This window comes from Naumannella cuiyingiana (assembly GCF_013408305.1).
GTDB classification, from domain to species: Bacteria; Actinomycetota; Actinomycetes; order Propionibacteriales; family Propionibacteriaceae; genus Naumannella; species Naumannella cuiyingiana.
The window spans coordinates 2,710,590-2,734,358 of record NZ_JACBZS010000001.1 but is presented as its reverse complement, the minus strand read 5'-3'; the positions used below and the strand labels follow the sequence as shown (position 1 = coordinate 2,734,358).

Below are 23,769 nucleotides of genomic sequence, written 5' to 3'. Positions count from 1 at the left end.
GTGGCGACCCGACCCCCTCCCTCTCACGCCGAAACCGACCACTCGCCCGGGTTGTGGCGGCTTGAGCCCTCACACTCGCGCCGAAACCGACCACTCGCCCGGGTTCCGGCGCAACTGATCACTCGACCGCCCGCACATCGATCACCCGCGGCCGGGGAAGTGCCGCTGCCACTCGGTGCGCAGCCGCGGGACCCGCATCCCGTGCCGGCGCATGCCCGCGCACACCCGCTGCAGGGTGTGCGCGGGCGTGACGGACAGGTCCCGGGCGACGAAGATCAAGAACTCCCAGCCATCGGCGCCGATCTCCTCGCGTCGAGTGATGTCGTCCTCCCACTGCCGTTCGCGCTCGATGTGGTGGCGACCGTCGTACTCCAGCGCGAGGCGTTCGGCACGGTGGCCGAGATCGAGGCGGCGCCGGACCGCGCCGTGCGCGTCGCGCAGCTCGATGTTGATCTCGGGCTCGGGCAGGCCGGCGAGCACGAGCAGCATCCGAAGACGCGTCTCGCCGGGCGAGTCCACGCCGCGGCGTACCAGCGCGGCCGCGCGCCGCGCATTGATCCCGCCACGCCCACGGCCCAGGTCTCGAGCCGCCTCGACGAGCCGGGGCGGGTCGATCCCGCGCCGGCGTACCAGCGAATCGCCGAGGACCACCAGGTCGACCAGGTCGAGCCGGGCCGCCAGATCGAGGAAGGTCTGCGTCGGCGACGTCATCCTCACCCCGTCGTGGCGCACCGTCGCGGGGCGTGTCGCGTACCGGTGCTGCACCACCGCCTCGCGCCGCGAACGCGCGCCCGCCACCGCGCCGACGTGCGTCTCGCAGGTGTCGGGGACGATCGCCCCCAGCAGCCGCGCCGCGGTGTGGTGGGTGACGAACTCCGCGCTCGGGCGTACCAGTAGCGCCGCGCGGGCGAGCAGCTTCGGCGTGATCACGGTGCCGGTCGCCACGTAGCAGCCGTGGAACAGGCGTTGATACGCCGGGCCCCGCAACTGCGTGCGCCTGCGCCCGGCCGCGAGCCACTGTGCGGTGGTGAAGGGCCGCCCGTTGTCGAATCGCATCCGGCAACGTTGCCGTGCCGCGCGCGGTGATCGCGCCCCCGAGCGGGGGTTGTCCACAGGGCAACAACGAGTTCGGCCGCGGCCGACGCGTTTCCTGGCCACTTCTCGGGCGAGTGGTCGGTAACGGCGGGCACGAGCGCCGGAGGCCGGCCCAAACCCTGACCAGTGGTCACTTCTGGCCCTGACCAGTGGTCACTTGTAGCGCGCAACCACCGACCCGGCGCGCGCAGCCGCCCCGGTCAGCCCTTCGGGATCCTCTCCCAGTCCGCGAGCCACGCCCGGGCATTGCCGTCGGACGGCGCGCGCCAGTCGCCGCGCGGCGACAGCGAACCCCCGGCCACCACCTTCGGCCCGTTCGGCATCGCCGAGCGCTTGAACTGGCTGAACGCGAAGTAGCGCTTCAGAAAGACCTCCAGCCAGTGCCTGATCGTCGGCAGGTCGTAGGCGATCTTCTTGGGATCGGGGAAGTTCGGCGGCCACGCGCCGGCATCGACATCGGCCCACGCATGCCTGGCCAGGAATGCGATCTTGCTCGGCCGGAATCCGTAGCGCAGCACGTGGTACAGCGTGAAGTCCTGCAGCGCGTACGGCCCGATGGCCGCCTCGGTGGACTGCGGTTGATCACCGGGCACCAGTTCCGGGCTGATCTCGGTATCGAGGATCCGGGTCAGGATCGTCCCGGTGTCGGGCCCGAACAGGTCCGCATCGACGACCCAGCGGATCAGGTGCTGGATCAGAGTCTTCGGTACGCCGGAATTCACCCCGTAGTGCGACATCTGATCGCCGACGCCATAGGTGCACCAGCCGAGCGCCAGCTCCGACATGTCGCCGGTGCCGAGCACGATCCCGCCGCGGTGGTTCGCGATCCGGAACAGGTAGTCGTAGCGCAGCCCGGCCTGCACGTTCTCGAAGGTGGTGTCGTAGACCGGCTCTCCGGAGGCATACGGATGATCAAGATCGGCGAGCATCTGCTCGGCCGCCGGCCGGATGTCCAGCTCGGTGAACTCGACCCCGAGCGCGTGCGCCAGCTCGGTCGCATTCGTCTTCGTCTCGTCACTGGTGGCAAAGCCGGGCATCGTATAGGCGAGAATGTCCGAGCGGGGCCGCCCGAGCTGGTCCATCGCCCGCGCGGCGACAATCAGCGCATGGGTGGAGTCCAGACCGCCGGACACCCCGATCACGATCTTGGGCTGACCGATCGCGCTGAGCCGCTGGACCAGCGCCGACACCTGGATGTTGTACGCCTCGTAGCAGTCCTGGGCCAGCAGCGCCGGGTCGTTCGGCACGAACGGGAAACGCGCCACCTCCCGCCACAGCCCGATGTCGCCGGCCGGCGGATCGGCGACGAAGTCGATCGTCCGGTAACCGAGCTCGGCGTCGTCGTCGCGGTCCAGCCCCCAGGTGCGGGCATTGTCGCCGATCGAGCCGTCCCGGATCCGGTCCTGGCGGATCCGGTCAAGATCGAGATCGGCGACGCTGCGCCGGGGGCCGTCCGGAAAGCGCTCGGTCTCGGCGAGCAGGTCGCCACACTCATAGATCATCGTCATGCCGTCCCAGGACAGGTCGGTGGTCGACTCGCCCTGGCCGGTGGCGGCGTACAGATAGGCCGACAGGGTACGCGCGGACTGGGCCTGGCACAGCAGGTGCCGGTCGCGGGCGCGGCCAACGGTGATCGGGCTGCCGGACATGTTGGCGAGCACGGTCGCCCCGGCGAGCGCGGCCAGCGAACTGGGCGGCACCGGGACCCACATGTCCTCACAGATCTCGATGTTGATCACGAATCCGTCGAGATCGGCCGCCGCGAACAGCAGATCGACGCCGAACGGCACGACCTCCCCGCCCACCTCGATCGTCCCGCCGCGTTGATCATCGCCGGGCGCGAAGTGCCGCTTCTCGTAGAACTCGCGGTAGTTGGGCAGATAGGACTTCGGCACCACGCCGAGGATCTCGCCGCTATGCAGCACCACGGCGCAGTTGTAGAGCCGGTTGCGGTGCCGCAACGCGGCCCCGATGACGATCACCGGGCGCAGCTTGCGGCTGGCCTCCCGGACGGCGGAGATCGCCTCCCCGACCGCGTCCAGCACCGGATCCTGCAGGTGCAGGTCGTCGATGGCGTACCCGGTCAGCGACAGTTCCGGGAAGACCGCGAGCAGCGCCCCGTCGTCGTGACACAACCGCGCCTGCTCGATGATCACCGCGGCATTGCTCGCCGGATCGGCGATCGCCGTCGGGGTCGCGCAGGCGGCCACCCGCACGAACCCGTGCGCCGGCGCGGAGTCGAAGTCCATCTGCGAGTCCGGGATCGAATCTGGCATCACCGTGCGCCCGGCCGGGCCCTCATTCGGCGTCGTCGTTCCAGTTGGGATCGTTGTCCCAGGCCTCGTTGCGCTCCTGCACCTTCTCCAGGGCGCGCTCGGCGTCGGCACGCGTCGGATAGGGGCCGAGCAGGTTCTCGGCCCGGTCGGCGCCCTCGGGCACGATCTGCTTGGTCACGATGTTGTAGTACCAGGGGCCGTCGCCGGCCGCTTCGGAGCGCGGGGTGTCGGTCATGGTTCCCTCCTCGTCGGGCGCTTGCAGTGGCGATTGTGCCGCATAGGATCTGCGCCGTGTCGCCCACCGCTGCCCCCGTCCGCCCGCACGCCGTCTCGCCGATGCGGCGCGTACCGCGCGACATCCCCGCACCGCCCTATGTCGGGCGGGACCGGCCGCTGCCCTACACCGGCAGCGATGTGCAGTCGACCGAGGTGATCGAGCGGATGCGCGCGGCGGGCCGGCTCGCCGCGCGGGCCATGCGGGAGGCGGCGGCCGCCATCGCGCCCGGGGTCACCACCGACGAGCTGGACCGGATCGGGCACGAGTACCTGCTGGACCACGGGGCGTACCCCTCCACGCTCGGGTATCGCGGATTTCCCAAGTCCCTGTGCACCTCGGTGAACGAGGTGATCTGCCACGGCATCCCCGACGCCCGGCCGTTGGCCGACGGCGACATCGTCAAGATCGATCTCACCGCCTATCTGGACGGCGTGCACGGCGACAACTGCGCCACCTTCTTCTGCGGGCAGGTCGACGAGGAATCCCGGTTGTTGTCCGAACGCACGGAGGAGGCGCTGGCCCGCGCGATCCGGGCCGTGAGGCCCGGCCGGCAGGTGAACGTCATCGGTCGGGTGATCGAGAAGTACGCCGCCCGCTTCGGCTACGGCGTGGTGCGCGACTACACCGGTCACGGGGTGCACACCGCCTTCCATTCCGGGTTGATCATTCCGCACTACGACGCGAGCTACTACGACACGATGCTGCGACCGGGCATGACCTTCACGATCGAACCGATGATCACGACCGGTACGCACGAGTGGGAGCTGTGGGACGATGGGTGGACCGTGGTGACGGCCGACGGGTCGCGCTGCGCGCAGTTCGAGCACACCATCGTCGTCACCGAGGACGGCGCGGAAATCCTCACGCTGCCGTGAACGGGGCCGGGCAGGCCACCACACCCCGACGGGTGGTCGATAACGACGCGCACGGCCCCGCCGGACGAGCCCAAACCCCGGCGAGTGGTCGATAACGGCGCCACCGGGCGGGAACGGGCCACCACAAGCTCGACGAGCGGTCGATAACGGCGCCACCGGGCGGGAACGGGCCACCACAACCCCGGCGAGCGGTCGATGAGGGACGAGCCAGCCGATAAGCCGGATTCTGTCGCGGGTGATCATCCATCTGCGACGGCCGTTGCCGACCGCCTGGTGCGACCTACCCGGCTGCTCGGGCGAGCAACCCTCGAACGCAGCCTGTCTGGTCTTGCTCCGGGTGGGGTTTGCCTGGCCATCCCGGTCGCCCGGGATGCCGGTGGTCTCTTACACCGCCGTTTCACCCTTACCCCCTCACGGGGGCGGTCTGTTCTCTGTGGCACTTTCCCGCGGGTCGCCCCGGGTGGGTGTTACCCACCACCCTGCTCTGTGGAGTCCGGACTTTCCTCGGTACGCGATGCGCACCGCGACCACCTGGCTGGCTCGTCCAAGCCGAATTCTAGCGCGGCAAGCCACTCAGGACCGAAACTCGACCTTGCCCGTCACCATGTCGGCGGACTCGAGCGTCGCGTCGACCTCCTCGCCGGCCTCCAGCCGCTTGCCGACCAGCCGCGCCTCGACGGCGGGGTCCTCCAGCAGCAGGCTCCCCCGGTCGCCGTCCTGGTCGTCGACATCGACGATGGTGCCGCGGAAGGACTGCCCGATCCGATCGTGCAGGACCAGCGCCTCGACCAGATCCACGATGCCCCGCTCGAAGCGCTTGGCCCGCCGGTCCGCCTCCGTCATCTGCTCCGGCAACTCGGGCAGGGCCTCGCGCACCCATCCCGGCACCTCCTCGCCGGCGACGATCGCCGCACAGCATTCCAGGACGTAGCGATCGACGAGCCGCCGCAGGGGTGCCGTGGTGTGGGCATACGGCGTGGCCAGCGCGGCGTGCTCGTTGTCCTTCGGCACGGTGCCGTCGAAGGACAGGTAACCGGCGCCCCGGAACAGCGACGTGCAGGCATACATCATCGCCACGCCCTTCGGCGTCTCCGGGTCCAGGCTGCGCACGAAGTCCGGATAACCCATGTCGTCCGGCCACGGTACGCCCATCGCGCGCGCCACCCGGCGCAGCCGGCGCAGGGCACGCTCGTCGGCCGCGGGCAGGGTGCGGACGATGCCGACCTTGGCCCGCAGCATCAGCTTCGCCGCGCAGATGCCCGTCAACAAGGAGATCTGGGCGTTCCAGTCCTCCACCGGCAGTGCCGCACGGAAGATCAACGTCCACTGCCCGTCGACCACCTCGACCTCCTGCGCGGGCAGGTTCAACGAGACACCGCCACGCTCGGTCTCGATCTTGAGGCGCTTCTCGCCGATCTCGCGCAGCAGCATCAGCGACTCGCTCGCGCTGCCGTCGTCGATCCGCGCCTGGGCATCGTCATAGGTGAGCTGCTCGCGGCTGCGTACCATCGCCCGACCAAGATCGACATCGACCACCTCGCCCGCCGCGTCCAGCCGGATGTGCCAGACGAACGCCGGCCGGGTCTGACCGGCCAGCAGGCTCGCGGCAGATTCGGACAGCACGGGCGGATACAGCGGAAAGCGACGGTGCGGGGCGTAATAGGTCTGCCCGCGTCGGTGCGATTCGACATCGACCGGTCCCCCGGGCTCGACAAAGGCAGACACGCACGCGATCCCGTAACGGACCAGGTAGCCGTCGCCGTCACGCGACAGGTGCATGATCTGGTCGATGTCCTTGGCCCCCGGCGGGTCGATCGCGAAGAACTCGATCGCGGTCAGGTCCGGCGGGGACAGCGGTAGCGAGGCACTGCACGCCTGCTCTGCCGCCTGCTCCACCTCGTCGGGGAAGTCGTCGGTGACGCCGACCTCGGTCATCAGCTTCTCGAACCCCTCGACCAGTTCGACGGGTACGTCCTCGGGAACGATGATCGGGCGTGCGGGCATGACGCTCCTGTCTCAGAGTCCGGATTCGGGGGTACGCACGAGGATCCGGCCACACTCCTCGCAGCGCAGCACCTCCTCGGGAGCAGCGGCGGCATAGGCGCGCAGGTCGGCCGCGTTCGCCTCGATCCGGCAGCCGGTGCAGCGCCGCTGCACCAGCGCCGCCGCACCGAGGCCGTCGTGGCCGGACCGGACCTTCTCGTAGTAGGCGACGAGCTCGGCCGGTAGGGCGGCGACGAGCGCCGCCCGCTCGGTGTCCTGATCGCCGAGCGAGGAGTCGATCTCGGCGACCTGCTCGTCGCGGCGGGCCATCCAGCCGCGCAGCCGGTCCTCGATCGCCGACTTCTGCTCGTTCAACCGGGCCTGGTCGGCCTGGGCCTCCTCCAGCTCGCCCATCACCTCCAGCTCGGCGTCCTCCAGCTCGCCGATCCGCCGGCCGAGGTGGGAGACCTCGTCGATCAGCGCCGACAGTTGCTTGGGGTCGGTGACCGCGCCGCCGTCGATCCGCTCCTGATCACGGACGCGCCGCTGGCGTACCGGTTCCAGGTCCGCCTCGGCCTTGCGCTGGGCGCGCTCGAGGTCGGAGACCCGGGTATCGGTCTCGACCAGCTTCTCCATGATCGCGAGGCGCTGCTTCTTGCCGGTGGCGATGTCGGCGTGCTCGGGCAGGGAGCGCCGCCGCGCCTGCAGTTTCGCCGTCTCGGTGTCGACGGCCTGCAGGTCCAGCAGCCGGCGCTGGTCGGCGGGATCGGCTCTGATGTCACTACCTCCTGGCTGGGTCGGCCCGGGCGCCGGGCGACCCGCCGATCCTAATGGGTGGCCGGCACCGCCCGCGCGGCCCCGGCGGTCAGCAGATCGACCGCGACGCGAAGCCGGGACCCGTCGCGATCGGTGGGTACGCGCTCCTGCACCTCGAGTGTGACGATGCCGTGGATGGTGGCCCACGCGACCTCGGTGAGGCGATCGAGGCCCTCCTCGCCGGCGAACGGCCGGATCGCTTCCCGCAGCTCGCCGAACCCCGCACGCAGCTCGTCCGGTGTCTGCGCGCTGGCGAAGGTGAGCGCCGTCGGGCGGACGAACATCGCCTCGAAGGTGGCCGGCCGCTCGCGCGCGAAGCGCCGGTACGCCCGGGCGACCGCGAGCAGCGCGGCGTGGGCATCGCCCGCCCGGCGTCGCGCCCGCCGCAGCGCCGCGGCCAGCTCCGCGAACCCCTCGATCGCCACGGCATCGGCCACCGCCGCCATGTTCGGGAAGTGCGAGTAGAGCACGGGTTGGCTGTGGTCGATCAGCTCGGCCAGCCGACGGGTCGTCACCGCCGACCACCCCTCGCGCTCGGCCAGCTCGCGCGCCGTCGCGACGATCCGCCGCTCGCGTTCGCGTCGCTCGCGGTCCTTGCGCTCGCTCATGACCAGATCCTAACAATGATCACTAGCGTTGACATCTATTCTAGCAGTGCTAGTTTTTAGATATGGACCGGACACCCCGCACGGGACGAATCTCCCGCCTGGCCCCGATCGCGCTGGCCGTGCTCGGCGCGTTGTTCATCGGCGCGATCGGCCTGGCCTATCTGTTCGCACCGTCGGCGATCGCGCCAGGATTCGGCTTCGCGGTCGTCCCGGCGGCGGAGGGCTACTTCCAGGTCAAGGGCATCCGCGACCCGGCCAGCGGGTTGGCAATCATCGCGCTGCTGGCGACCGGGCATCGCCGCGCGCTCGGCGTGCTGATGATCGTGATGGCCACGATCCCTGCCGGTGACGCGCTGAACGTGGCGCTGCACGGCGGCGACCTGATGACCGCGATCTTCGTGCACGCGCTGACCGCGGCGCTGGTGATCGCAACCGGGATCTTGTTGCTGCGCCAGCGGCGCGCTCAGCGCGAGTTCCAGCTCAGCAGCGCACGCCCGTCCTTGTAGGGCCCGAGCACACTCAGCGTCCCGGTCTCCAGCGGGAACCGGTCGCCGAGCGCGAAATCCAGTCCCAGCCAGGTCAGGGTGAGCGCACGCAGGGCGTGCCCGTGCCCGAACAGCACGGCCCGCTCCACCCCGGACGCCTCGACCCGGGAGATCACCCGCTCGCAGCGCACCCGCACCTGCTCCGCGGTCTCGCCACCCGGCGTGGGATGACTCCAGATCGTCCAGCCCGGCACGCTCTCGCGGATCTTCGCGCTGGTGACGCCCTCGTAGTCGCCGTAGGCCCACTCGGCCAGATCGTCGTCGATGACCAATCGGTCCGGATCGAAGCCCGCGATCTGCGCGGTACGCCGGGCCCGGGCGCGCGGGGAGGACAGCACCAGCCCGAAGTCGGCCGGATCGAGCCGGCCCCGCAGATCGGCGGCCTCCCGTTCGCCGTCCGCGGTCAGCGGCAGGTCGGTGGTCGAGGTGTGCCGGCCGTCTGCGCTCCACTCGGTCTGGCCGTGGCGTACCAGATAGATGTCGGTCATCGATCACCCTTCGCTGGTTGATCAGCATCGTCGCCCGGGTCGAGTTCGATGGTTCCGTCGCGGACGTACCAATGGCCGCCGTCCGCGATGTGATCGGCGATCGCGCGCTGCAGCGACGTGTCCCGCGGCAGCGTTGCCGGGTCGGGGCCGTCGCGGCGCCGGAAGACGAAGAAGATCGCCTCGCCGTTGGCCGCCCGACCCCCGGGCTCGAGCCGCCAGCGCCGCTGGAAGCGGGCCATGTTCGACGACTCGGCGAGCACCTCGGTCAGGCGCGGGTCGAGCAGCCAGCTCGCGCAATGGAAGCCCGCCGGCCGGTGGTCGTCGAAGTGCGTCGCGAAGAAGGCGCGCGCCCGCGCCAGCGACGCATCGACCACATCGGGGCCCAGCGGCCCGGTTTCGGGGATGTGCACCGACAGGTACCACTCCCCACCGCGATCCAGCAGCTCGAACTGCAGCCGGCCGAGCCAGTACAGCCCGCCCGACCAGGCCACCCGCAGCCAGTCGCGGGTGTGCAACCCGAAGCCGCCGAAGGTCGCCCGATGCACCGCCACCTGCTGGCCGAGATCGGCCAGCGTGGCCCACGAGACGTCATCGGGTACGCCGCGGGCACGGTGCTCCGCGCGTACTGCATCGACCGTCGCCAGCAAGGCCAGCACGGCGACCTCCTCGCCGCGGCACGGGTCGAACGTCCCATGATCGCGAAACTCGCCGACCCGGCCGGCCAGGTCCCGCGCCGCGTCCGCCACCTCGGCCAGCAGGTCGGCATCCTCGGCGGCCCGATCGAGCAGCGCGGCAACCTCGGCTGCCTCACCGGCGAGGCCGAGGCGCGCGATGCGATCGGCATCGCGCGCCTTCGCGAGCTCCGCCGACACGTCCACGACGCCTATGATGCCTTGGCAGTCAGTCAGCCCCGACCGGAGGTGTCCGCACAGTCATGAGCGAGCCGCAGCAGAAGCTCCCGAACCGCCAGACCCCCTTCTCCGAGGCGTTCAAGGCGTTCATCCCCACCGGCTGGGCGGACTACGACTCATCCGCGGTCACCGAACTTCCCGCGGCCGCGCACACCGCGCCGCGCCGCGAACGGCTGGCCGAGCAGTTCGCCGGCGAGCGCCTGGTGATCCCGGCGGGCGGCCTGAAGGTCCGCTCCAACGACACCGACTTCAGCTTCCGGCCGCATTCTGCGTTCGCCTGGCTGACCGGCCTCGGCGCCGACCGGGAGCCCGACGCCGTGCTGGTGCTGGAGCCGAGCGACGACGGCCACGAGGCCACGCTCTACTTCAAGCCGCGCGCCCCGCGCGATGCCGAGGAGTTCTACGCCGATGCCCGCTACGGCGAGATGTGGGTCGGCCAGCGCGAGTCGCTGGAGGAGATGACCACGATGACCGGGCTGCCGACGGCGCCGATCGACGAGCTGCGCACGGCCCTGGAGAAGAACGCCGATGCGGTACGCGTGCGGGTGCTGCGCGATGCCGATCCCGACATCACCGCACTGGTGGACGAGATCCGCCACAGCGCCGACAGCGATACCGACACCGAGCTGCAGGTCGCGCTCAGCGAGGCGCGGTTGATCAAGGACGACTTCGAGGTCGAGCAGATGCGCGAGGCGTGCGAGCAGACCGCGCAGGGCTTCGCCGCTGTCGTCGCGGACCTGCCCGAGGCGGTCCGCCGGGGCCGTGGGGAGCGTTGGGTCGAGGGCATCTTCGGGCTGCACGCGCGCCACGTCGGCAACGACGCCGGCTACAGCACGATCGCCGCCGCCGGTGATCATGCCAACACCCTGCACTGGATCCGCAACGACGGTGAGGTACGCGACGGCGACCTGCTGCTGATCGATGCCGGCGTGGAGCTGGATTCGCTCTACACGGCTGACGTCACGCGTACCCTTCCGATCAACGGCCACTTCACCGAGGCCCAGCGCAAGGTCTACGACGCCGTGCTGGAGGCCCAGGAGGCCGGCATCGCGGCCGCGGTGCCGGGGGCGAAGTTCGCCGATGTGCACAACGCCGCGATCGCCGTGATCGCCCGGCACCTGGCCGAGTGGGGTCTGTTGCCGGTCAGCGCCGAGGAGTCGCTGGACAAGACCACCGGCGGCCAGCACCGGCGCTGGATGGTGCACGGCACCTCCCACCATCTGGGCATCGACGTGCACGACTGCGCTCAGGCCCGCAACGAGAACTACCGCGAGGGCACCCTGGCACCCGGCATGATCATCACCGTCGAGCCCGGTATCTACCTGCGGGCCAACGATCTGCTGGTGCCCGAGGAACTGCGCGGCATCGGGGTGCGGATCGAGGACGACATCCTGATCACCGACGACGGCAACGAGAACCTGTCGGCCGCGCTGCCCCGGCGAGCCGACGAGGTCGAGGCCTGGATGGCGCCGCTGCTCGCCGGCGACTGATCACTCGAACTGCGCGGCCCGGGCGCCCGGGCGGGAGTTCAGCAGATCCCGCGCCTGCTGGGCGACCTTGTGCTCGCTCAGCACCTCATATTTCGTGGCGACGATCTGGCTGACCGAGTTGAAGTCCCGCTTGCCGCCGGACATGGCGTAACCGATCACCGCGAAGACCAGCCCGATCACGATGCCGATGCCCAACGCGGTGAGCAGGATGGCCAGCAGTTGCGCCGGCTCGCCGAAGATCATCATCACCAGGCCGACCAGCAGGCCGGTACCGATCCCGCTGATGATGCCCTGCTGGATCACACTCCCCCAGCTCTTCCGGCTGAGCACGCGCTCGACGGACTTCAGCTCCGTGCCGACGATGGCCAGGTTCTGCACCGGAAACTTCTCGTCGGCCAGGAAATCGACCGCCTCCTGGGCCTGTTCGTACTTGTCGTAGATCCCGACCGACTGCGGGAACTCCAGCTCGAAGAGCGAACCGAGCTGACGGGGCTGGTTGAGCGACATGCGTGCCTCCCGAGCTGTTGTCTGAGGGATCAATCTACCCATCATGGCGCGATCTGGGCGTACCGTACCCGCGAGGTACGCTGCCGCGGTGACCATGACGACCTCGGTGTTCATCTCCCGCATCCGCGGGCTGCCCGTCGTCGACCCCGACGGCGACAAGCTCGGCAAGGTCCGCGATGTCGTGGTGCAGATCGGTCGCACCGGCGCGCCGCGCGTCCGCGGGCTGCTGGTCGAGTTGTTCGCCCGCCAGCAGATCTTCATCTCGATCCAGCGGGTCTCCGCGATCGACGCCGCCCAGGTCGCCACCACCGGAGTGATCAACACCCGCCGCTTCTCCCGCCGCGACACCGAGACGCTCGTGGTCGAGGACCTGTTCGACCGCGAGGTCGGCTGGCGCGGCCACGAGGGTCGCTACCGGATCCGCGATGTGGCGATGAAGGCGATCCGCAACCGGGAATGGGAGCTGGCCGAGGCGGCCCTCGTGGCGGTCGCCCGTCGCCCGGCCTTCCGTCGTCGCGAACATGTGGTGATCGCGGACTGGTCCGAGCTGACCGGGCTGGCCAGCGGCGGTCGCGGCAACGAGCAACTGCTCGCCGAGCTCGAGGACATGCACGCCGCCGATGTCGCGCGCAAGCTGCACGACATGGAGCCCGGACGGCGCGCCAAGGTCGTCGAGGCGCTCGCGGACGAGACCCTGGCCGACGCGCTGGAGGAGCTGCCGGAGGACGAGCAGGTGCAGTTGATCTCGCTGCTCGATGCCGAGCGGGCCGCCGACATCCTGGGCGAGATGGACCCCGACGACGCGGCCGACCTGATCAAGGAGCTCGCGCCGGACATCGCCGAGCAACTGCTCGCCCGGATGGAACGCACCGACGCGGAGACGGTCCGTCAGTTGATGGCCTACGCGGACGAGACCGCGGGCGGCATGATGACCACCGAGCCGGTGATCCTCCCGGCCGATGCCCGCGTCGCGGATGCGCTGGCGTTGGTCCGCAACGAGGAGCTGACTCCCGCGCTGGCCGGCATGGTCTATGTCTGCCGTTCGCCGCTGGAGGTGCCGACCGGCCGGTTCCTCGGCGGGGTGCACATCCAACGACTGCTGCGCGAACCGCCCTCGACGCTGGTCTCGGAGCTGATCGACTCCGACCTGGAGCCGCTCTCGGCGGGCGAGGAACTGCCCTACGTCAGCCGGTACTTCGCGACCTACAACCTGGTCAACGCGCCCGTCGTCGACGAGGACAACCGGCTGCTCGGCGCGGTCACCGTCGACGACGTGCTGGATCACATGCTGCCCGAGGACTGGCGCGGGCGCGGCCTGGACGGCCTCGAGCCCGAGCCCGCCACCGAACCCGACACCGCGGAGGTGAACAGTGGCCGATCGTGACGAGGATCGCGCGCGCCGCGAGCGCATCGCGCGCGACCGGCTGAACACCCCCGGTACGCAGCGCCGTCGGCTGCCCCGGCTGCGGCTGGACAGCGATGCGTTCGGGCAGTTCGCCGAGGGATTCGCCCGGTTCATGGGTACGCCGCAGTTCCTGCTCTGGATGACGGTGATCATCATCATCTGGATCCTGTGGAACACCCTGGCGCCCGAGCCGCTGCGGGTCGACCCCTTCCCCTTCATCTTCCTGACGTTGCTGTTGTCGCTGCAGGCCTCCTATGCGGCCCCGCTGATCCTGTTGGCCCAGAACCGGCAGGAGGCCCGCGACCGGATCGCGGTCGAGGCCGACCGCCGCCAGGCCGCGCAGAGTCGCGCGGACATGGACTTCCTGGCCCGCGAGATCGCGTCGGTCCGGATGAACGTCGGCGAACTCGCCACCCGTGAGTTCATCCGCCGCGAGCTGCGCGACGCCCTCGCCGAGGAGCGCGCCGAAGCCGAGGCCGAGCGGGGGTCGCCGACCGCGTAGGGTTGAGCGCATGTCCGTGCAGTCCACCAGTCCCGACCATCCGCTGCTGCCCGCCATCGAGAAGGCGCTGAGCGGCGTCCAGGACCCCGAGATCCGCCGCCCGATCACCGAGATCGGGATGCTGAAGTCCGTCGACATCGCCGCGGACTCCTCGGTCCGGGTCGGCATCTTGCTGACCGTCGCCGGCTGCCCGATGCGCGACACCCTGACCCGCGACGTGACCGCGGCCGTGGCCGGCGTCGCCGGTACCGGTGCGGTGTCGGTCGACTTCGGTGTGATGGACGACGAGCAGCGCGCCGCGCTGAAAGAGCAGTTGCGTGGCCCCGGCAACGACCGGGAGATCCCGTTCGCCAGGCCCGATTCGCTGACCCGGGTGATCGCGATCGCCTCGGGCAAGGGCGGGGTCGGCAAGTCCTCGGTGACCGTCAACCTGGCGCTGTCGCTCGCTGCCGCCGGGCGTACCGTGGGCGTGCTCGACGCCGACATCTACGGGCACTCGATCCCGACGATGCTCGGCGTCGGCGACTCCCGCCCGACCAGCGTCGACGACATGATCATGCCGGTCCCGGCGCTCGGCCTGAAGGTGATCTCCATCGGCATGCTGAAGCCGCGCCGCGACCAGGTCGTCGCCTGGCGCGGCCCGATCCTGGACCGCGCGCTGCAGCAGATGCTCGCCGACGTCTACTGGGGCGACCTGGACTATCTGCTGCTCGACCTGCCGCCCGGCACCGGCGATGTGCAGATCTCCGTCGGCCAGAAGCTGCCCAATGCCGAGGTGTTGGTCGTCACCACCCCGCAGCAGGCCGCCGCCGAGGTCGCCGAGCGCGCGGGCACCATGGCGTCGATGATGAACCAGCGGGTGATCGGGGTGGTCGAGAACATGGCGTACCTGGAGACCACCTGTCCGCACTGCGGTGAGGCGCACCGGCACGAGCTGTTCGGCTCCGGCGGCGGCGACGAGGTCGCGGGTACGCTCAGCCGCCGCCTCGGCTACCCGATCGAGGTGATCGCCCGGGTGCCGCTCGATCAGGCGCTGCGCGAGGGCGGCGATGCCGGCTCGCCCGTCGTCGGCGAGCCCGGGCATCCGTCCTCGGCCGCGCTGGCGGACCTGGCGACGCGGATCGATTCGCGCGGCCGCAATCTTGCCGGTCGTCAGCTCGGCCTCAGCCCGGTGGGTCGCTGAGGATCAGGTCGCCTCGGTGTCCCACGGCGAGGCGGCCAGGGTTCCGGCCTCGTCCGCGGCGACCGATTCACCGGCACCAGCCTCGACCACGGTGACCGTGCCGGTGTCGGCGAGCACGCTGGTGCCGGCGGCGGTCACCGATGCGGCCGCCGTCGCCGAGCCCGGTGCCGGGGAGAACAGCGCCTCGCCGATGGTCTGTTTCTTCGCCTGCTCGTCTCGCTGTTCCGGTTCGCCCTGCTTCGGTTCGGCCAGTTCCGGTTCGGTCTGCTTCGGTTCGGTCTGCTTCGGTTCGGCCGAGCCGTTCCGCTTCGCGGCGCCGAGGGCGCTGCGTACCCCGTCGGACTCCGTGCGGGTCATCCGCCCGGCCTCGTTCACGTCACGCTTGACGTCGGCAATGATCGGTTCGACGTCTTCGAGCAGATGCTTGCGGACGAACGCCTTGGGATTCAGATCGCGCAGGTCCAGGTCGGCGTACTCCGGGCCGAGCTCGCGGCGCAGTTGACCGGTCGCATCGTTGGCGATGCCTCGCACATAGCGCAGGACCCGCGCGGCCTTGCGGGCGAATTCCGGCAGCTTCTCCGGCCCGAACAACACGACCGCGAGGATCGCCAGCACGGCGATCTCGAACGGCCCGACACTCATGCGCGCAAGCCTATGCCAATCCCCCGGCCGGGCGGCTCACTCCCGGACCGCGCCGAGGGTGACCGAGACGTCGCCGCGGCCCTTGACGCCGAGCACGATCTGCTCCCCGGGCCGTTTGCTGCGTACCCGCACGATCAGTTCGACCATCTCGGTGACGGGGCGGCCGTCGACCGTGGTCACCACATCGCCGCTGCTCAGCCCCGCGTCGGCGGCCGGTCCCCCGGCCGTGACGGTGCTCAGCACGACCCCGGAACCGTCGTCCGCGGTCTGCACCTGCGCGCCGATCACCGGATAGCTCGACCGGCCGGTCCGGATCAGTTCGTCGGCGATCGCGCTGGCCTGGTTGATCGGGATCGCGAAGCCGACGCCGATGCTGCCGCCCTGGCGTTCGCCGCCCCCGCCCAGGCTGAGGATCGCCGAGTTCACCCCGATCACCCGGCCCGCCGTGTCGACCAGCGGCCCGCCGGAGTTGCCCGGGTTGATCGCCGCATCGGTCTGGATCGCATCCAGGTACGCCTGGCCCTCGCCGCTGCCGTTGCCGCCCTCGCCGCCGCCCACGGCGACCGGTCGGTCGACGGCCGAGACGATGCCCGAGGTCACCGAGCCACCGAGACCGAGCGGGGCCCCGACCGCGATCACCCCGTCCCCGACCCGGACGCTGCGCGGGTCGCCCAGGTTGACCGCCTTGAGGCCGCCCTCGGGCCGCTCGTCGACACGGATCACCGCGATGTCGTAGCTCGGGCTGCCGCCGACCACGCTGGCCTGCGCCCTGCTCCCGTCGTCGAAGACGACCTCGATGTTGCCGCCGCGCGCGCCCGCGATCACGTGGTTGTTGGTCATGATCAGGCCCTGCTCGTCGATCACGAAGCCCGAGCCGGTGCCCCCGGATCCGAGCTCGATGACGACGGTGCTGGGCAGGATGCGGCCCGCGATGTCGGTCACGCTGCCCGGCTCCGCGGGCGGCGGGACCGGTTCTTGCGGTGCGGGCTGCAGCGCCGGCTGCACGGTCTGTTGGTCGGCCGCCGTCCGGGCACCCCACCAGGCGCCGCCGGCTCCGGCGGCACTGCCCACCACGAGTGCGGTGACGATCGCGGTGGCCAGCACCGCGCGGCCGGTGCGCGCCGACGCCGCCCGGGGCGCCGCGGTCGGTGGCGCCCAGCGCGTCGCGGCGCCCGGCGTGGTATCCGGGCGGTGGCCCGCCGACAGATCCGGGCGCGGGCCGGGACCGGTGGGCGCCGGCGGGCGCCACGCGGGTTGCTGGTACGGGCCGGGCGGCCCCGGGGGCGGCTGGCTCACCGAATTCCGGCCCGGCTGGCGATCCAGTCCAGCCCGGCCAGGATCCGATCGAACGGTCCTGGCTGGGTGGGAGCCGCGTGCGGAAGGGATCCGCTGACGCTCTCGACAAGCTGGGCGGAGCCGTCGGTGACCACCGTCCAGACGTCGCCGCCGGACTGCCAGGCGAGCACCGTCACGGCGCCGTCGACCGCGCGCCACGCGCCGGTGGCCGCATCGAAGGTCATCCCGTCCCCGGGCACCAGGGTGCCGGGCTGGCGCGAGACGGTCAGCGTGGTCAGCCCGTCGCCGTAGACGCTCTCGATACAGCCGCCGTCGTCGGTGCCCCGCACGCTCAACAGTTGCAGGCCGCCCATCTGCGGCGCCCGGCTCGGTCCGGCCGGCCGCTCCTCGGCACCGCCCGGCGGGTCGGCCGAGAGCAGCCCGTCGACCGCCGCGCCGAAGGTCAGGCTGGTGAAGCCGGCGCTGGAGACGAGCCGGCCCTCGGCGTACCGCTCGGTCCACAGCAGGTAACCGGTCTCGGCGTCGATCCACCAGCGCACCCGCGGGTCCGATTCACCCGGCATCCGCGCGTCGACGGTCGCGGCCGGCCGGCCGGCGACGCTGCCGCCGAGCTCGCGACAGCTCAGCTCGAACCGGCCGAGCGAGGACAGATCAAGGATCGACGGCCGGCCGACCGGGACGAAATCGGTGTCGGCGATGTCGGCGCCGTCGAGCACACTGAGACTGGTCCCGAAGCCCGGCAGGTTCTCGACGCTGACGGTGCTCTGCACCCAGCCGCTGGGGCCGAGATGCTGCACGGTCTGCACCCCGCTCACCGAGACCTCGGCGTCGGCGCGCTGGGCCCGGTGCAGGGAGCGCTGGCAGTCACTGCCGGTGGCCACCGGGCTCTCGAAGGCCTGCTGCGGCACGGGTCCGGCACCGGCCGGACCGGCGGCCAGCGGTACGCCGGGGCTGGCCGCGACCGCGCCGACCGCGGCATTGCTCAGCGGCATCTGGTTGAGCGCGGAGGCGAAGCCCGCCCGCGCCTGGGCGGTGGGCTCGACGACGACCTGCCGGCTGGGCGGGGCGGCGACCCAGCCGACGAGCGCGACCCCGACCAGCAGGGTGAGCAGCGAGCCGGTGGTGATCAGCCGCCGGCGGCGGGCGTCGCGGCGATTGCTCGGCAGCGCGGCGAAGCCGGCTCCCGGGCGATCGTGCGGATCGAACGGCCGGGCCCACAGCGGCTGGTCGGCCGATTCGCCGGCGATCGAGCGCAACCGGTCCGGCAGCGCCTGCGGGCCGCGGACGGGCTGGCCGGCCGGCTCGGCGTCGGCGCCGGAGCGCAGCAGCGAACGCACGTGTCGCAGCGAGGCGACCTCGGCCCGGCAGTCCGGGCAGCCCGCGACGTGGGTGGCAATCTCCTCGTGGACCGCGGTCGGGAGCGCAGCATCGACATATGCCGACAGCTTGTCGGCATAGGTCTGGCACCCGGCGCGAAACGAGATCATCTGCCCGACGGACCCCCGTCGGCACCGACCTCCACGGGCGCGCCGAGATAGCGGCTGCGATCGCCCGACGGTTCACGGTGGGCGAGAGCGGAACGCAACTGGGCCCGACCCCGGTGGATCCGCGACCGGACCGTGCCGAGCTTCACATCGAGCACCGAGGCGACCTCCTCATAGGACAGCCCCTCGATGTCGCACAGCACCACCGCGGCACGGAACTCGGGCGCCAGCGCCGCCAGCGCGGCCTCGACGTCGTGGGCCAGATCGGCGTCGTCGAGCCGGACGTCGGGGCTCGGGTCGCGGCTCTGCAAGCGCTCGGAGGAGCCCTCGCTCAGCCCGTCGAAGCGGATCTTCTGCCGGCGGCGGGCGCCGTCGAGGAACAGATTGGTGGTGATCCGGTGCAACCAGCCCTCGAAGGTGCCCGGCTGGAACTTGTGCAGCGAGCGGAACACCCGGATGAACACGTCCTGGGTCAGGTCCTCGGCATCGTGCGGGTTGCCGGTGAGCCGGTAGGCCAGTCGATAGACGCGGCCGGAGTGTTCGCGTACCACCTCGTCCCAGGTCGGCGGGGACCATTCGGCGGCAGCATCGGGCGTCGGGCGCGTCTCGGCGCGCGTACCGCCCCGCGTCCACGGCAGTGCCATCGACCCTCTCCCTTCGACCGACTGAGCCATTGTCCCTCCCGGAGGTTCTGCACCCAAGTCGGCGACCGCTGTGGGCGGGCCGATCCTGGTGCGGCGACGCAGCCAGTCTTGACGGCAGCGTGCGGCGGCACCAAGCCGCGCTGCGGGCCGCGGCGGGTTCCACACCGGACTCACAGGATGCGCTGGCGACGCTCACAGTCCCCCGGCCGCGGCGGTGGCGCGGGTCACATCCCGGCGTCGTCCAGCAGCGCGTGGAACGCGTCGACCTGCGCGGGCGTGGCGGGCACCAGCGGCAACCGGACGCCCGGCCCGATCAGGCCCTTTCGCTCCAGCCCAGCCTTGACCAGGAGACAGCCCTGGGTGGCGAACACGCCGGTGAACAGCGGCTCGAGGGCGCGGTGCAGGGTCAGCGCCTCGCCGTGCCGCCCCTCGACCTGGGCGTTGATCATCCGCGCCGCGCCGGCGCCGGTGAAGTGGGTCGAGGTGCCGATCAGTCCGACCGCGCCGAGCGCGAGCAGGGCGAGCGTCAGGTTGTCCTCGCCGGAGTAGTAGGCGAGGTCCGTGCGCGCCATCACCCGCCCGGACGAGGCGAGATCACCCTTGGCGTCCTTGACCCCGACGATCCGGGGGTGCTCGGCGAGTTCGAGCAGCGTCGCCTCCGCGATCGGTACGCCGCTTCGGTGCGGGATGTCGTAGAGCAGGATCGGCAGTTGCGTCGCATCGGCGACCGCCCGGAAATGCGCGGCGATCCCGTCCTGCGGGGGCTTGGAGTAATAGGGCGTGACGACCAGCAGGCCGTCCGCCCCCGCCTCCTCGGCCTGCCTTGCGAGCTCGATCGTGTGCGGGGTGTCGAAGGTGCCGACGCCGGCGACCAGCGGGATGTCGGGGCCGACCGCCTCGCGGACGGTTCGGATCAGCTCGACCTTCTCCTGACCACTGGTGGTCGGCGACTCGCCGGTGGTGCCGTTGATCACGAGCGCGTCGTTGCTCTGCTCGTCGATCAGCCAGCGGGCCACCCGACCGGCCGCCTCATGATCAACTTTGCCGGCGGCGTCGAAGGGGGTCACCATCGCCGTCAACAGCCGCCCGAAGATCGGGTCCGCCATGATCGTTCGTCCTCTCGCAGGGGCGTCGCGGCGCGGGCGGGCACCGGGCTCGATCCGGGCGGCGCCTCGCGCATCTTGGCCATCCTAGGCGGTTTCGCGGTCGCGATTCGCTACGCTGCCGCCCATGAGCGCTCCCGACGATCCCGCGGCCGCGGCGGCCCAGCAGGCACCCACGGATGCGGGCCGGGCGCCGAAACCCGCCTCCTGGGTGTACGCCGAGGACTTCGCTCCGGAGAGCGCAGCCGCGCTGGCGGCGCGCGCCGCCGCCGCCGATTTCGGCATCGCCCCGGTCAGCCGGGGCGCCGCCGCGCTGCTCACCGTGCTGGCCCGTGCCATCGGCGCGCGGGCGGTCGTGGAGATCGGCTCCGGAACGGGCGTGTCCGGGCTGGCCCTGTTCGCGGGGATGGCCCCCGACGGCATCCTGACCAGCGTCGACATCGAGGGCGAGCACCAGGCCCGGGCGCGCGAGGCGTTCGGCTCGGTGGGCGTACCGGATCGGCGCTTCCGGCTGATCCAGGGCGAGGCGCTGACCGTGTTGCCCAAGCTCAGCGACGGCGCCTACGACCTCGTGCTGGTCGATGCGGACAAGCTGGAGTACGCCGAGTACGTCGCCCAGGCGGTACGCCTGCTGCGGCCGGGTGGCCTGTTGGTCATCGACAACGCGCTGTGGCACGACCGGGTCGCCGACCCCCGCAACTCCGAGGACGAGACGATCCTGATCAGGGAGGCCCTGGAGGCGATCCGGGACGGCGACGAGCTGCTCGCCTCGCTGGTCCCGGTCGGCGACGGCCTGCTGCTGGGCGTGCGCCGACCCGGCGTACCGGCCGATCGGTGATCAGTCGCGGGTGATGTGCGCGCCCTTGGGCACGACGGTGATCCCGCCGGGCGAGACGGTCAGCCCCCGGGCCCGATCGGCGTCATGATCAACACCGATCTCGACGCCGCGGTCCACGACCGCGTTCTTGTCCAGGATCGCGTTGCGTAGCACCACATTGCGGCCGATCTCGACATTCTCCATCAGCACGGATCGCTCGACCTTCGCCCACTTGTCCACGCGGACATTCGGCGAGAGCACCGAGCGGTCGACATCGCCACCGGAGATGATGCAGCCGGCGCTGACGATCGAGTCCTCGGCCGTGCCGCGGAGCACGAACTTCGCGCCGGGGCGCTGCACCTGGTAGGTCCAGATCGGCCAGGCATCGTTGTAGAGGTTGAAGTTGGGCTCGACGGAGACCAGATCCATGTGGGCGTCGTGGAAGGCGTCGATCGTCCCGACATCGCGCCAGTAGTCCCGGTCCCGGGTGGTGGCGTCGGGGACCTGGTTGTCGCGGAAGTCATAGACCTGCGCCTGTCCGGCCTCGACGAAGCCCGGGATGATGTTGCCGCCCATGTCGTGCCGGGTGTCGGCGGCCGCATCGTCGGTGAGCGCCTTCACCAGCGCGGAGGCGGTGAAGATGTAGTTGCCCATCGAGGCATAGGACTCCTCCGGACTGTCCGGCAGCCCGGGCGGATCGGCCGGCTTCTCCAGGAAGGAGTTGATCTTGCCGTCGCGCGCGGCATCGATGATGCCGAAGGCGCTCGCCTCCGAGCGCGGCACCCGGATCCCGGCGACCGTGCAGTCCAGCCCGGACTCGATGTGGCGCTCGAGCATCTGCGAGACGTCCATCCGGTAGATGTTGTCGGCGCCGAAGACGACCACGTAGTCGGGATCCTCGTCGCGGATCAGGTTCATCGACTGGAAGATCGCATCGGCGCTGCCCTGGTACCAGCGCGGGCCGAGCCGCTGCTGGGCCGGCACCGGGGTGATGTAGTTGCCCAGGATCGTCGACAGCCGCCAGGTCAGCGAGATGTGCCGGTCCAGCGAATGCGACTTGTACTGGGTCAGCACGCACACCTTGCGCATGTCGGAGTTGACGAGATTGGACAGCACGAAGTCGATCAACCGGTACGTACCGCCGAAGGGGACCGCGGGCTTGGCCCGGTCCACGGTCAACGGCATCAACCTCTTGCCCTCGCCACCGGCGAGAACGATCGACAAGACCCTCGGTCGAGCTGTCATGGCAACGAAACTATTGGACGTCGGATCGTCACGACAACCACCCCCTGCTGGCGGGACCAGCCTGTCGCGAGCGGCGCGATGATGCAACGATCGACCCATGACCGATCGACCCACGCCCGATCGACCCACTGCCGGGCCTTCGACTGACCGGATGCGTGTCGCCCTGCTGACCCGGGAGTACCCGCCGCACATCTACGGCGGCGCCGGGGTGCACGTCGGGCAACTGGTGCCACCGCTGCGCGCGCTCGTCGACGTCGACGTGCAGGCGATGGGCGAGCCGCGCGAGGGCGCCACGGCGCACCCTGAGTCCTATCCGCCCGGCGCGAATGCAGCGCTGCGGGTCTTCGGCGCGGATCTGGCGATGGTGGCGGCGACCCCGCCGGTCGACCTGGTGCATTCCCACACCTGGTACGCCAACCTTGCCGGCCATCTGACCGGTCTCTACCAGGACATCCCGCACGTGGTGACGGCGCACTCGCTGGAGCCGCACCGGCCGTGGAAGGCCGAGCAGCTCGGTGGCGGGTACCGGCTGAGCAGCTGGGCCGAGCGTACCGCCTATGGCGCGGCGTCGGCGGTGATCGCCGTCAGCGACGGGATGCGCCGCGATGTGCTCGACTCCTACCCCGAGCTCGACCCGGCGCGGGTGCACGTGGTCCGCAACGGCATCGACACCGAGGAGTTCCGGCCGGACCCGGGGACCGCCGCGCCCGACTCGATCGGGATGGCGCTGGATCGGCCGACCGTGGTCTTCGTCGGCCGGATCACGCGGCAGAAGGGCGTGATCCACCTCGTCCGGGCGGCGGAGCGGTTCGATCCCGACACCCAGCTCGTGCTGTTGGCCGGCGCGCCCGACACCCCCGAGATCGCCGAACAGATCTCCTCGGCGGTCGCCGAGCTGGAGCGCCGCCGCGGCAATGTCGTCTGGGTGCAGGAGATGCTGCCGCGCGAGTCGGTACGCCAGGTGTTGTCCCATGCCACGGTGTTCGCCTGCCCGAGCGTCTATGAGCCGCTCGGCATCGTGAACCTGGAGGCGATGGCATGTGAGACGGCCGTGGTGGCCAGCGCGGTCGGCGGCATTCCGGAGGTGGTCGTCGACGGCGAGACGGGCCTGCTGGTCCCCTACGACCCGGCCCGCGCCGACGACCCCACCTTCGTCGCGGCGTTCGAGGCCGACCTGGCCGACAAGATCAATTCGCTGACCCGGGAACCGGGGCGGGCAGCGGCGATGGGCCGGGCCGGCCGGGAACGGGCGATCACCGAGTTCAGTTGGCCCAAGATCGCGGCGGAGACCGTCGAGGTCTATGCCGCGGCGATCGCCGACCCGCTGCGCCCGGCGGCCGGGCCCCGCTGACCCGATCGCATCCCGGCAGACAGACATCCCGGCAGACAGACATCCCGGCAGACAGACATCCCGGCAGACAGACATCCCGGCAGACAGACATCCCGGCAGACAGACATCCCGGCAGACAGACATCCCGGCAGACAGACATCCCGGCAGACAGACATCCCGGCAGACAGACATCCCGGCAGACAGACATCCCGGCAGACAGACAAGGGCCCGGCCGGATGGCCGGGCC

At 70.9% G+C, this 23,769-nt stretch carries 23 protein-coding genes and 1 other RNA gene; 8 read left to right on the top strand and 16 right to left on the bottom strand.

The window, feature by feature from the left end; genetic code table 11:
- Nucleotides 1-141: 141 nt before the first annotated feature.
- The 3 genes from GGQ54_RS12770 to GGQ54_RS12760 form a co-directional block, all read right to left on the bottom strand.
- Nucleotides 142-1,056 carry a hypothetical protein gene (locus tag GGQ54_RS12770; RefSeq protein WP_179445728.1) on the bottom strand — a complete coding sequence of 305 codons (915 nt, stop codon included), beginning with the start codon at nt 1,054-1,056 and terminating at the stop codon, nt 142-144.
- A 239-nt stretch (nt 1,057-1,295) separates the two neighbouring features.
- The gene (locus GGQ54_RS12765; protein ID WP_425487405.1) at nt 1,296-3,371 is read right to left on the bottom strand and encodes an NAD(+) synthase; all 2,076 of its coding nucleotides are present in this window, start codon (nt 3,369-3,371) and stop codon (nt 1,296-1,298) included.
- 22 nt (nt 3,372-3,393) lie between these two features.
- Nucleotides 3,394-3,606: a hypothetical protein gene (locus GGQ54_RS12760; RefSeq protein ID WP_179445727.1), complete on the bottom strand. Its 213-nt coding sequence runs from the start codon at nt 3,604-3,606 to the stop codon at nt 3,394-3,396.
- A 101-nt stretch (nt 3,607-3,707) separates the two neighbouring features.
- Here GGQ54_RS12760 and map point away from each other — a divergent pair, with 101 nt between their 5' ends.
- Nucleotides 3,708-4,523, top strand: coding sequence for a type I methionyl aminopeptidase (gene map, locus GGQ54_RS12755; protein WP_179446601.1), 816 nt, complete (start codon nt 3,708-3,710; stop codon nt 4,521-4,523).
- A 199-nt stretch (nt 4,524-4,722) separates the two neighbouring features.
- On the opposite strand, the gene rnpB is transcribed toward map, so the two are convergent.
- The 4 genes from rnpB to GGQ54_RS12735 all read right to left on the bottom strand — a co-directional run bounded on the left by rnpB (nt 4,723) and on the right by GGQ54_RS12735 (nt 7,930).
- Nucleotides 4,723-5,066, bottom strand: an RNA gene (gene rnpB / locus GGQ54_RS12750) — RNase P RNA component class A.
- Nucleotides 5,067-5,096: 30 nt separating this feature from the next.
- Nucleotides 5,097-6,527, bottom strand: coding sequence for an RNB domain-containing ribonuclease (locus GGQ54_RS12745; protein ID WP_179445726.1), 1,431 nt, complete (start codon nt 6,525-6,527; stop codon nt 5,097-5,099).
- Nucleotides 6,528-6,539: 12 nt separating this feature from the next.
- Nucleotides 6,540-7,244, bottom strand: a complete 705-nt coding sequence (locus tag GGQ54_RS12740; protein ID WP_425487422.1) for a zinc ribbon domain-containing protein — start codon at nt 7,242-7,244, stop codon at nt 6,540-6,542.
- Between the two features lie 89 nt (nt 7,245-7,333).
- Complete coding sequence (locus tag GGQ54_RS12735; protein ID WP_246292638.1) at nt 7,334-7,930, bottom strand: TetR/AcrR family transcriptional regulator; 597 nt, start codon at nt 7,928-7,930, stop codon at nt 7,334-7,336.
- Between the two features lie 62 nt (nt 7,931-7,992).
- Between GGQ54_RS12735 and GGQ54_RS12730 the strand changes: the two genes are divergently transcribed.
- On the top strand, nt 7,993-8,436 hold the full coding sequence (locus GGQ54_RS12730) for a DUF4267 domain-containing protein (protein ID WP_179445725.1): 444 nt from the start codon (nt 7,993-7,995) through the stop codon (nt 8,434-8,436).
- Here the strand turns inward: GGQ54_RS12730 and GGQ54_RS12725 are convergent.
- Together GGQ54_RS12725 and GGQ54_RS12720 are read right to left on the bottom strand one after the other, a co-directional pair.
- On the bottom strand, nt 8,394-8,963 hold the full coding sequence (locus GGQ54_RS12725; protein WP_179445724.1) for a histidine phosphatase family protein: 570 nt from the start codon (nt 8,961-8,963) through the stop codon (nt 8,394-8,396). The genes GGQ54_RS12730 and GGQ54_RS12725 overlap by 43 nt on opposite strands.
- Complete coding sequence (locus GGQ54_RS12720; protein WP_179445723.1) at nt 8,960-9,841, bottom strand: acyltransferase domain-containing protein; 882 nt, start codon at nt 9,839-9,841, stop codon at nt 8,960-8,962. Before GGQ54_RS12720 ends, GGQ54_RS12725 begins: the two co-directional genes overlap by 4 nt.
- A 56-nt stretch (nt 9,842-9,897) precedes the next feature.
- Here GGQ54_RS12720 and GGQ54_RS12715 point away from each other — a divergent pair, with 56 nt between their 5' ends.
- Entirely contained in the window at nt 9,898-11,364 is a 1,467-nt protein-coding gene (locus GGQ54_RS12715; RefSeq protein ID WP_179445722.1) for an aminopeptidase P family protein, read from the top strand.
- Here GGQ54_RS12715 and GGQ54_RS12710 read toward each other — a convergent pair whose 3' ends face one another.
- Nucleotides 11,365-11,871, bottom strand: coding sequence for a YflT domain-containing protein (locus tag GGQ54_RS12710; protein WP_179445721.1), 507 nt, complete (start codon nt 11,869-11,871; stop codon nt 11,365-11,367).
- Between the two features lie 88 nt (nt 11,872-11,959).
- On the opposite strand from GGQ54_RS12710, the gene GGQ54_RS12705 reads away from it, so the two are divergent.
- Genes GGQ54_RS12705 through GGQ54_RS12695 form a run of 3 tightly spaced genes read left to right on the top strand, consistent with a single transcriptional unit; the run spans nt 11,960 to nt 14,961 of the window.
- Entirely contained in the window at nt 11,960-13,255 is a 1,296-nt protein-coding gene (locus GGQ54_RS12705; RefSeq protein WP_425487404.1) for a magnesium transporter MgtE N-terminal domain-containing protein, read from the top strand.
- Nucleotides 13,242-13,778 carry a DUF1003 domain-containing protein gene (locus GGQ54_RS12700; RefSeq protein ID WP_343045955.1) on the top strand — a complete coding sequence of 179 codons (537 nt, stop codon included), beginning with the start codon at nt 13,242-13,244 and terminating at the stop codon, nt 13,776-13,778. The genes GGQ54_RS12705 and GGQ54_RS12700 overlap by 14 nt, the downstream gene beginning before the upstream one ends.
- 10 nt (nt 13,779-13,788) lie before the next feature.
- Nucleotides 13,789-14,961 (top strand): Mrp/NBP35 family ATP-binding protein, encoded by a 1,173-nt coding sequence (locus GGQ54_RS12695; RefSeq protein WP_179445720.1) that lies wholly within the window; start codon nt 13,789-13,791, stop codon nt 14,959-14,961.
- A 3-nt stretch (nt 14,962-14,964) separates the two neighbouring features.
- Here the strand turns inward: GGQ54_RS12695 and GGQ54_RS12690 are convergent, their stop codons facing one another.
- The 5 genes from GGQ54_RS12690 to dapA form a co-directional block, all read right to left on the bottom strand.
- A complete protein-coding gene (locus GGQ54_RS12690; protein ID WP_179445719.1) occupies nt 14,965-15,603 on the bottom strand; it encodes a sec-independent translocase in 639 nt (212 codons plus the stop codon).
- Between the two features lie 36 nt (nt 15,604-15,639).
- Entirely contained in the window at nt 15,640-16,899 is a 1,260-nt protein-coding gene (locus GGQ54_RS12685; protein ID WP_179445718.1) for a trypsin-like peptidase domain-containing protein, read from the bottom strand.
- A complete protein-coding gene (locus tag GGQ54_RS12680) occupies nt 16,896-18,386 on the bottom strand; it encodes a zf-HC2 domain-containing protein (protein ID WP_179445717.1) in 1,491 nt (496 codons plus the stop codon). Before GGQ54_RS12680 ends, GGQ54_RS12685 begins: the two co-directional genes overlap by 4 nt.
- Entirely contained in the window at nt 18,383-19,027 is a 645-nt protein-coding gene (gene sigE / locus GGQ54_RS12675) for an RNA polymerase sigma factor SigE (protein ID WP_179445716.1), read from the bottom strand. The genes GGQ54_RS12680 and sigE overlap by 4 nt, the downstream gene beginning before the upstream one ends.
- A 224-nt stretch (nt 19,028-19,251) precedes the next feature.
- The gene (gene dapA / locus GGQ54_RS12670) at nt 19,252-20,133 is read right to left on the bottom strand and encodes a 4-hydroxy-tetrahydrodipicolinate synthase (RefSeq protein WP_179445715.1); all 882 of its coding nucleotides are present in this window, start codon (nt 20,131-20,133) and stop codon (nt 19,252-19,254) included.
- Between the two features lie 124 nt (nt 20,134-20,257).
- On the opposite strand from dapA, the gene GGQ54_RS12665 reads away from it, so the two are divergent.
- Nucleotides 20,258-20,968: an O-methyltransferase gene (locus tag GGQ54_RS12665; protein ID WP_179445714.1), complete on the top strand. Its 711-nt coding sequence runs from the start codon at nt 20,258-20,260 to the stop codon at nt 20,966-20,968.
- Here the strand turns inward: GGQ54_RS12665 and glgC are convergent, their stop codons facing one another.
- Nucleotides 20,969-22,192, bottom strand: a complete 1,224-nt coding sequence (gene glgC / locus GGQ54_RS12660; RefSeq protein WP_179445713.1) for a glucose-1-phosphate adenylyltransferase — start codon at nt 22,190-22,192, stop codon at nt 20,969-20,971.
- A 151-nt stretch (nt 22,193-22,343) separates the two neighbouring features.
- Here glgC and glgA point away from each other — a divergent pair, with 151 nt between their 5' ends.
- Nucleotides 22,344-23,543, top strand: a complete 1,200-nt coding sequence (gene glgA, locus GGQ54_RS12655; protein ID WP_179445712.1) for a glycogen synthase — start codon at nt 22,344-22,346, stop codon at nt 23,541-23,543.
- Nucleotides 23,544-23,769 lie beyond the last annotated feature (226 nt).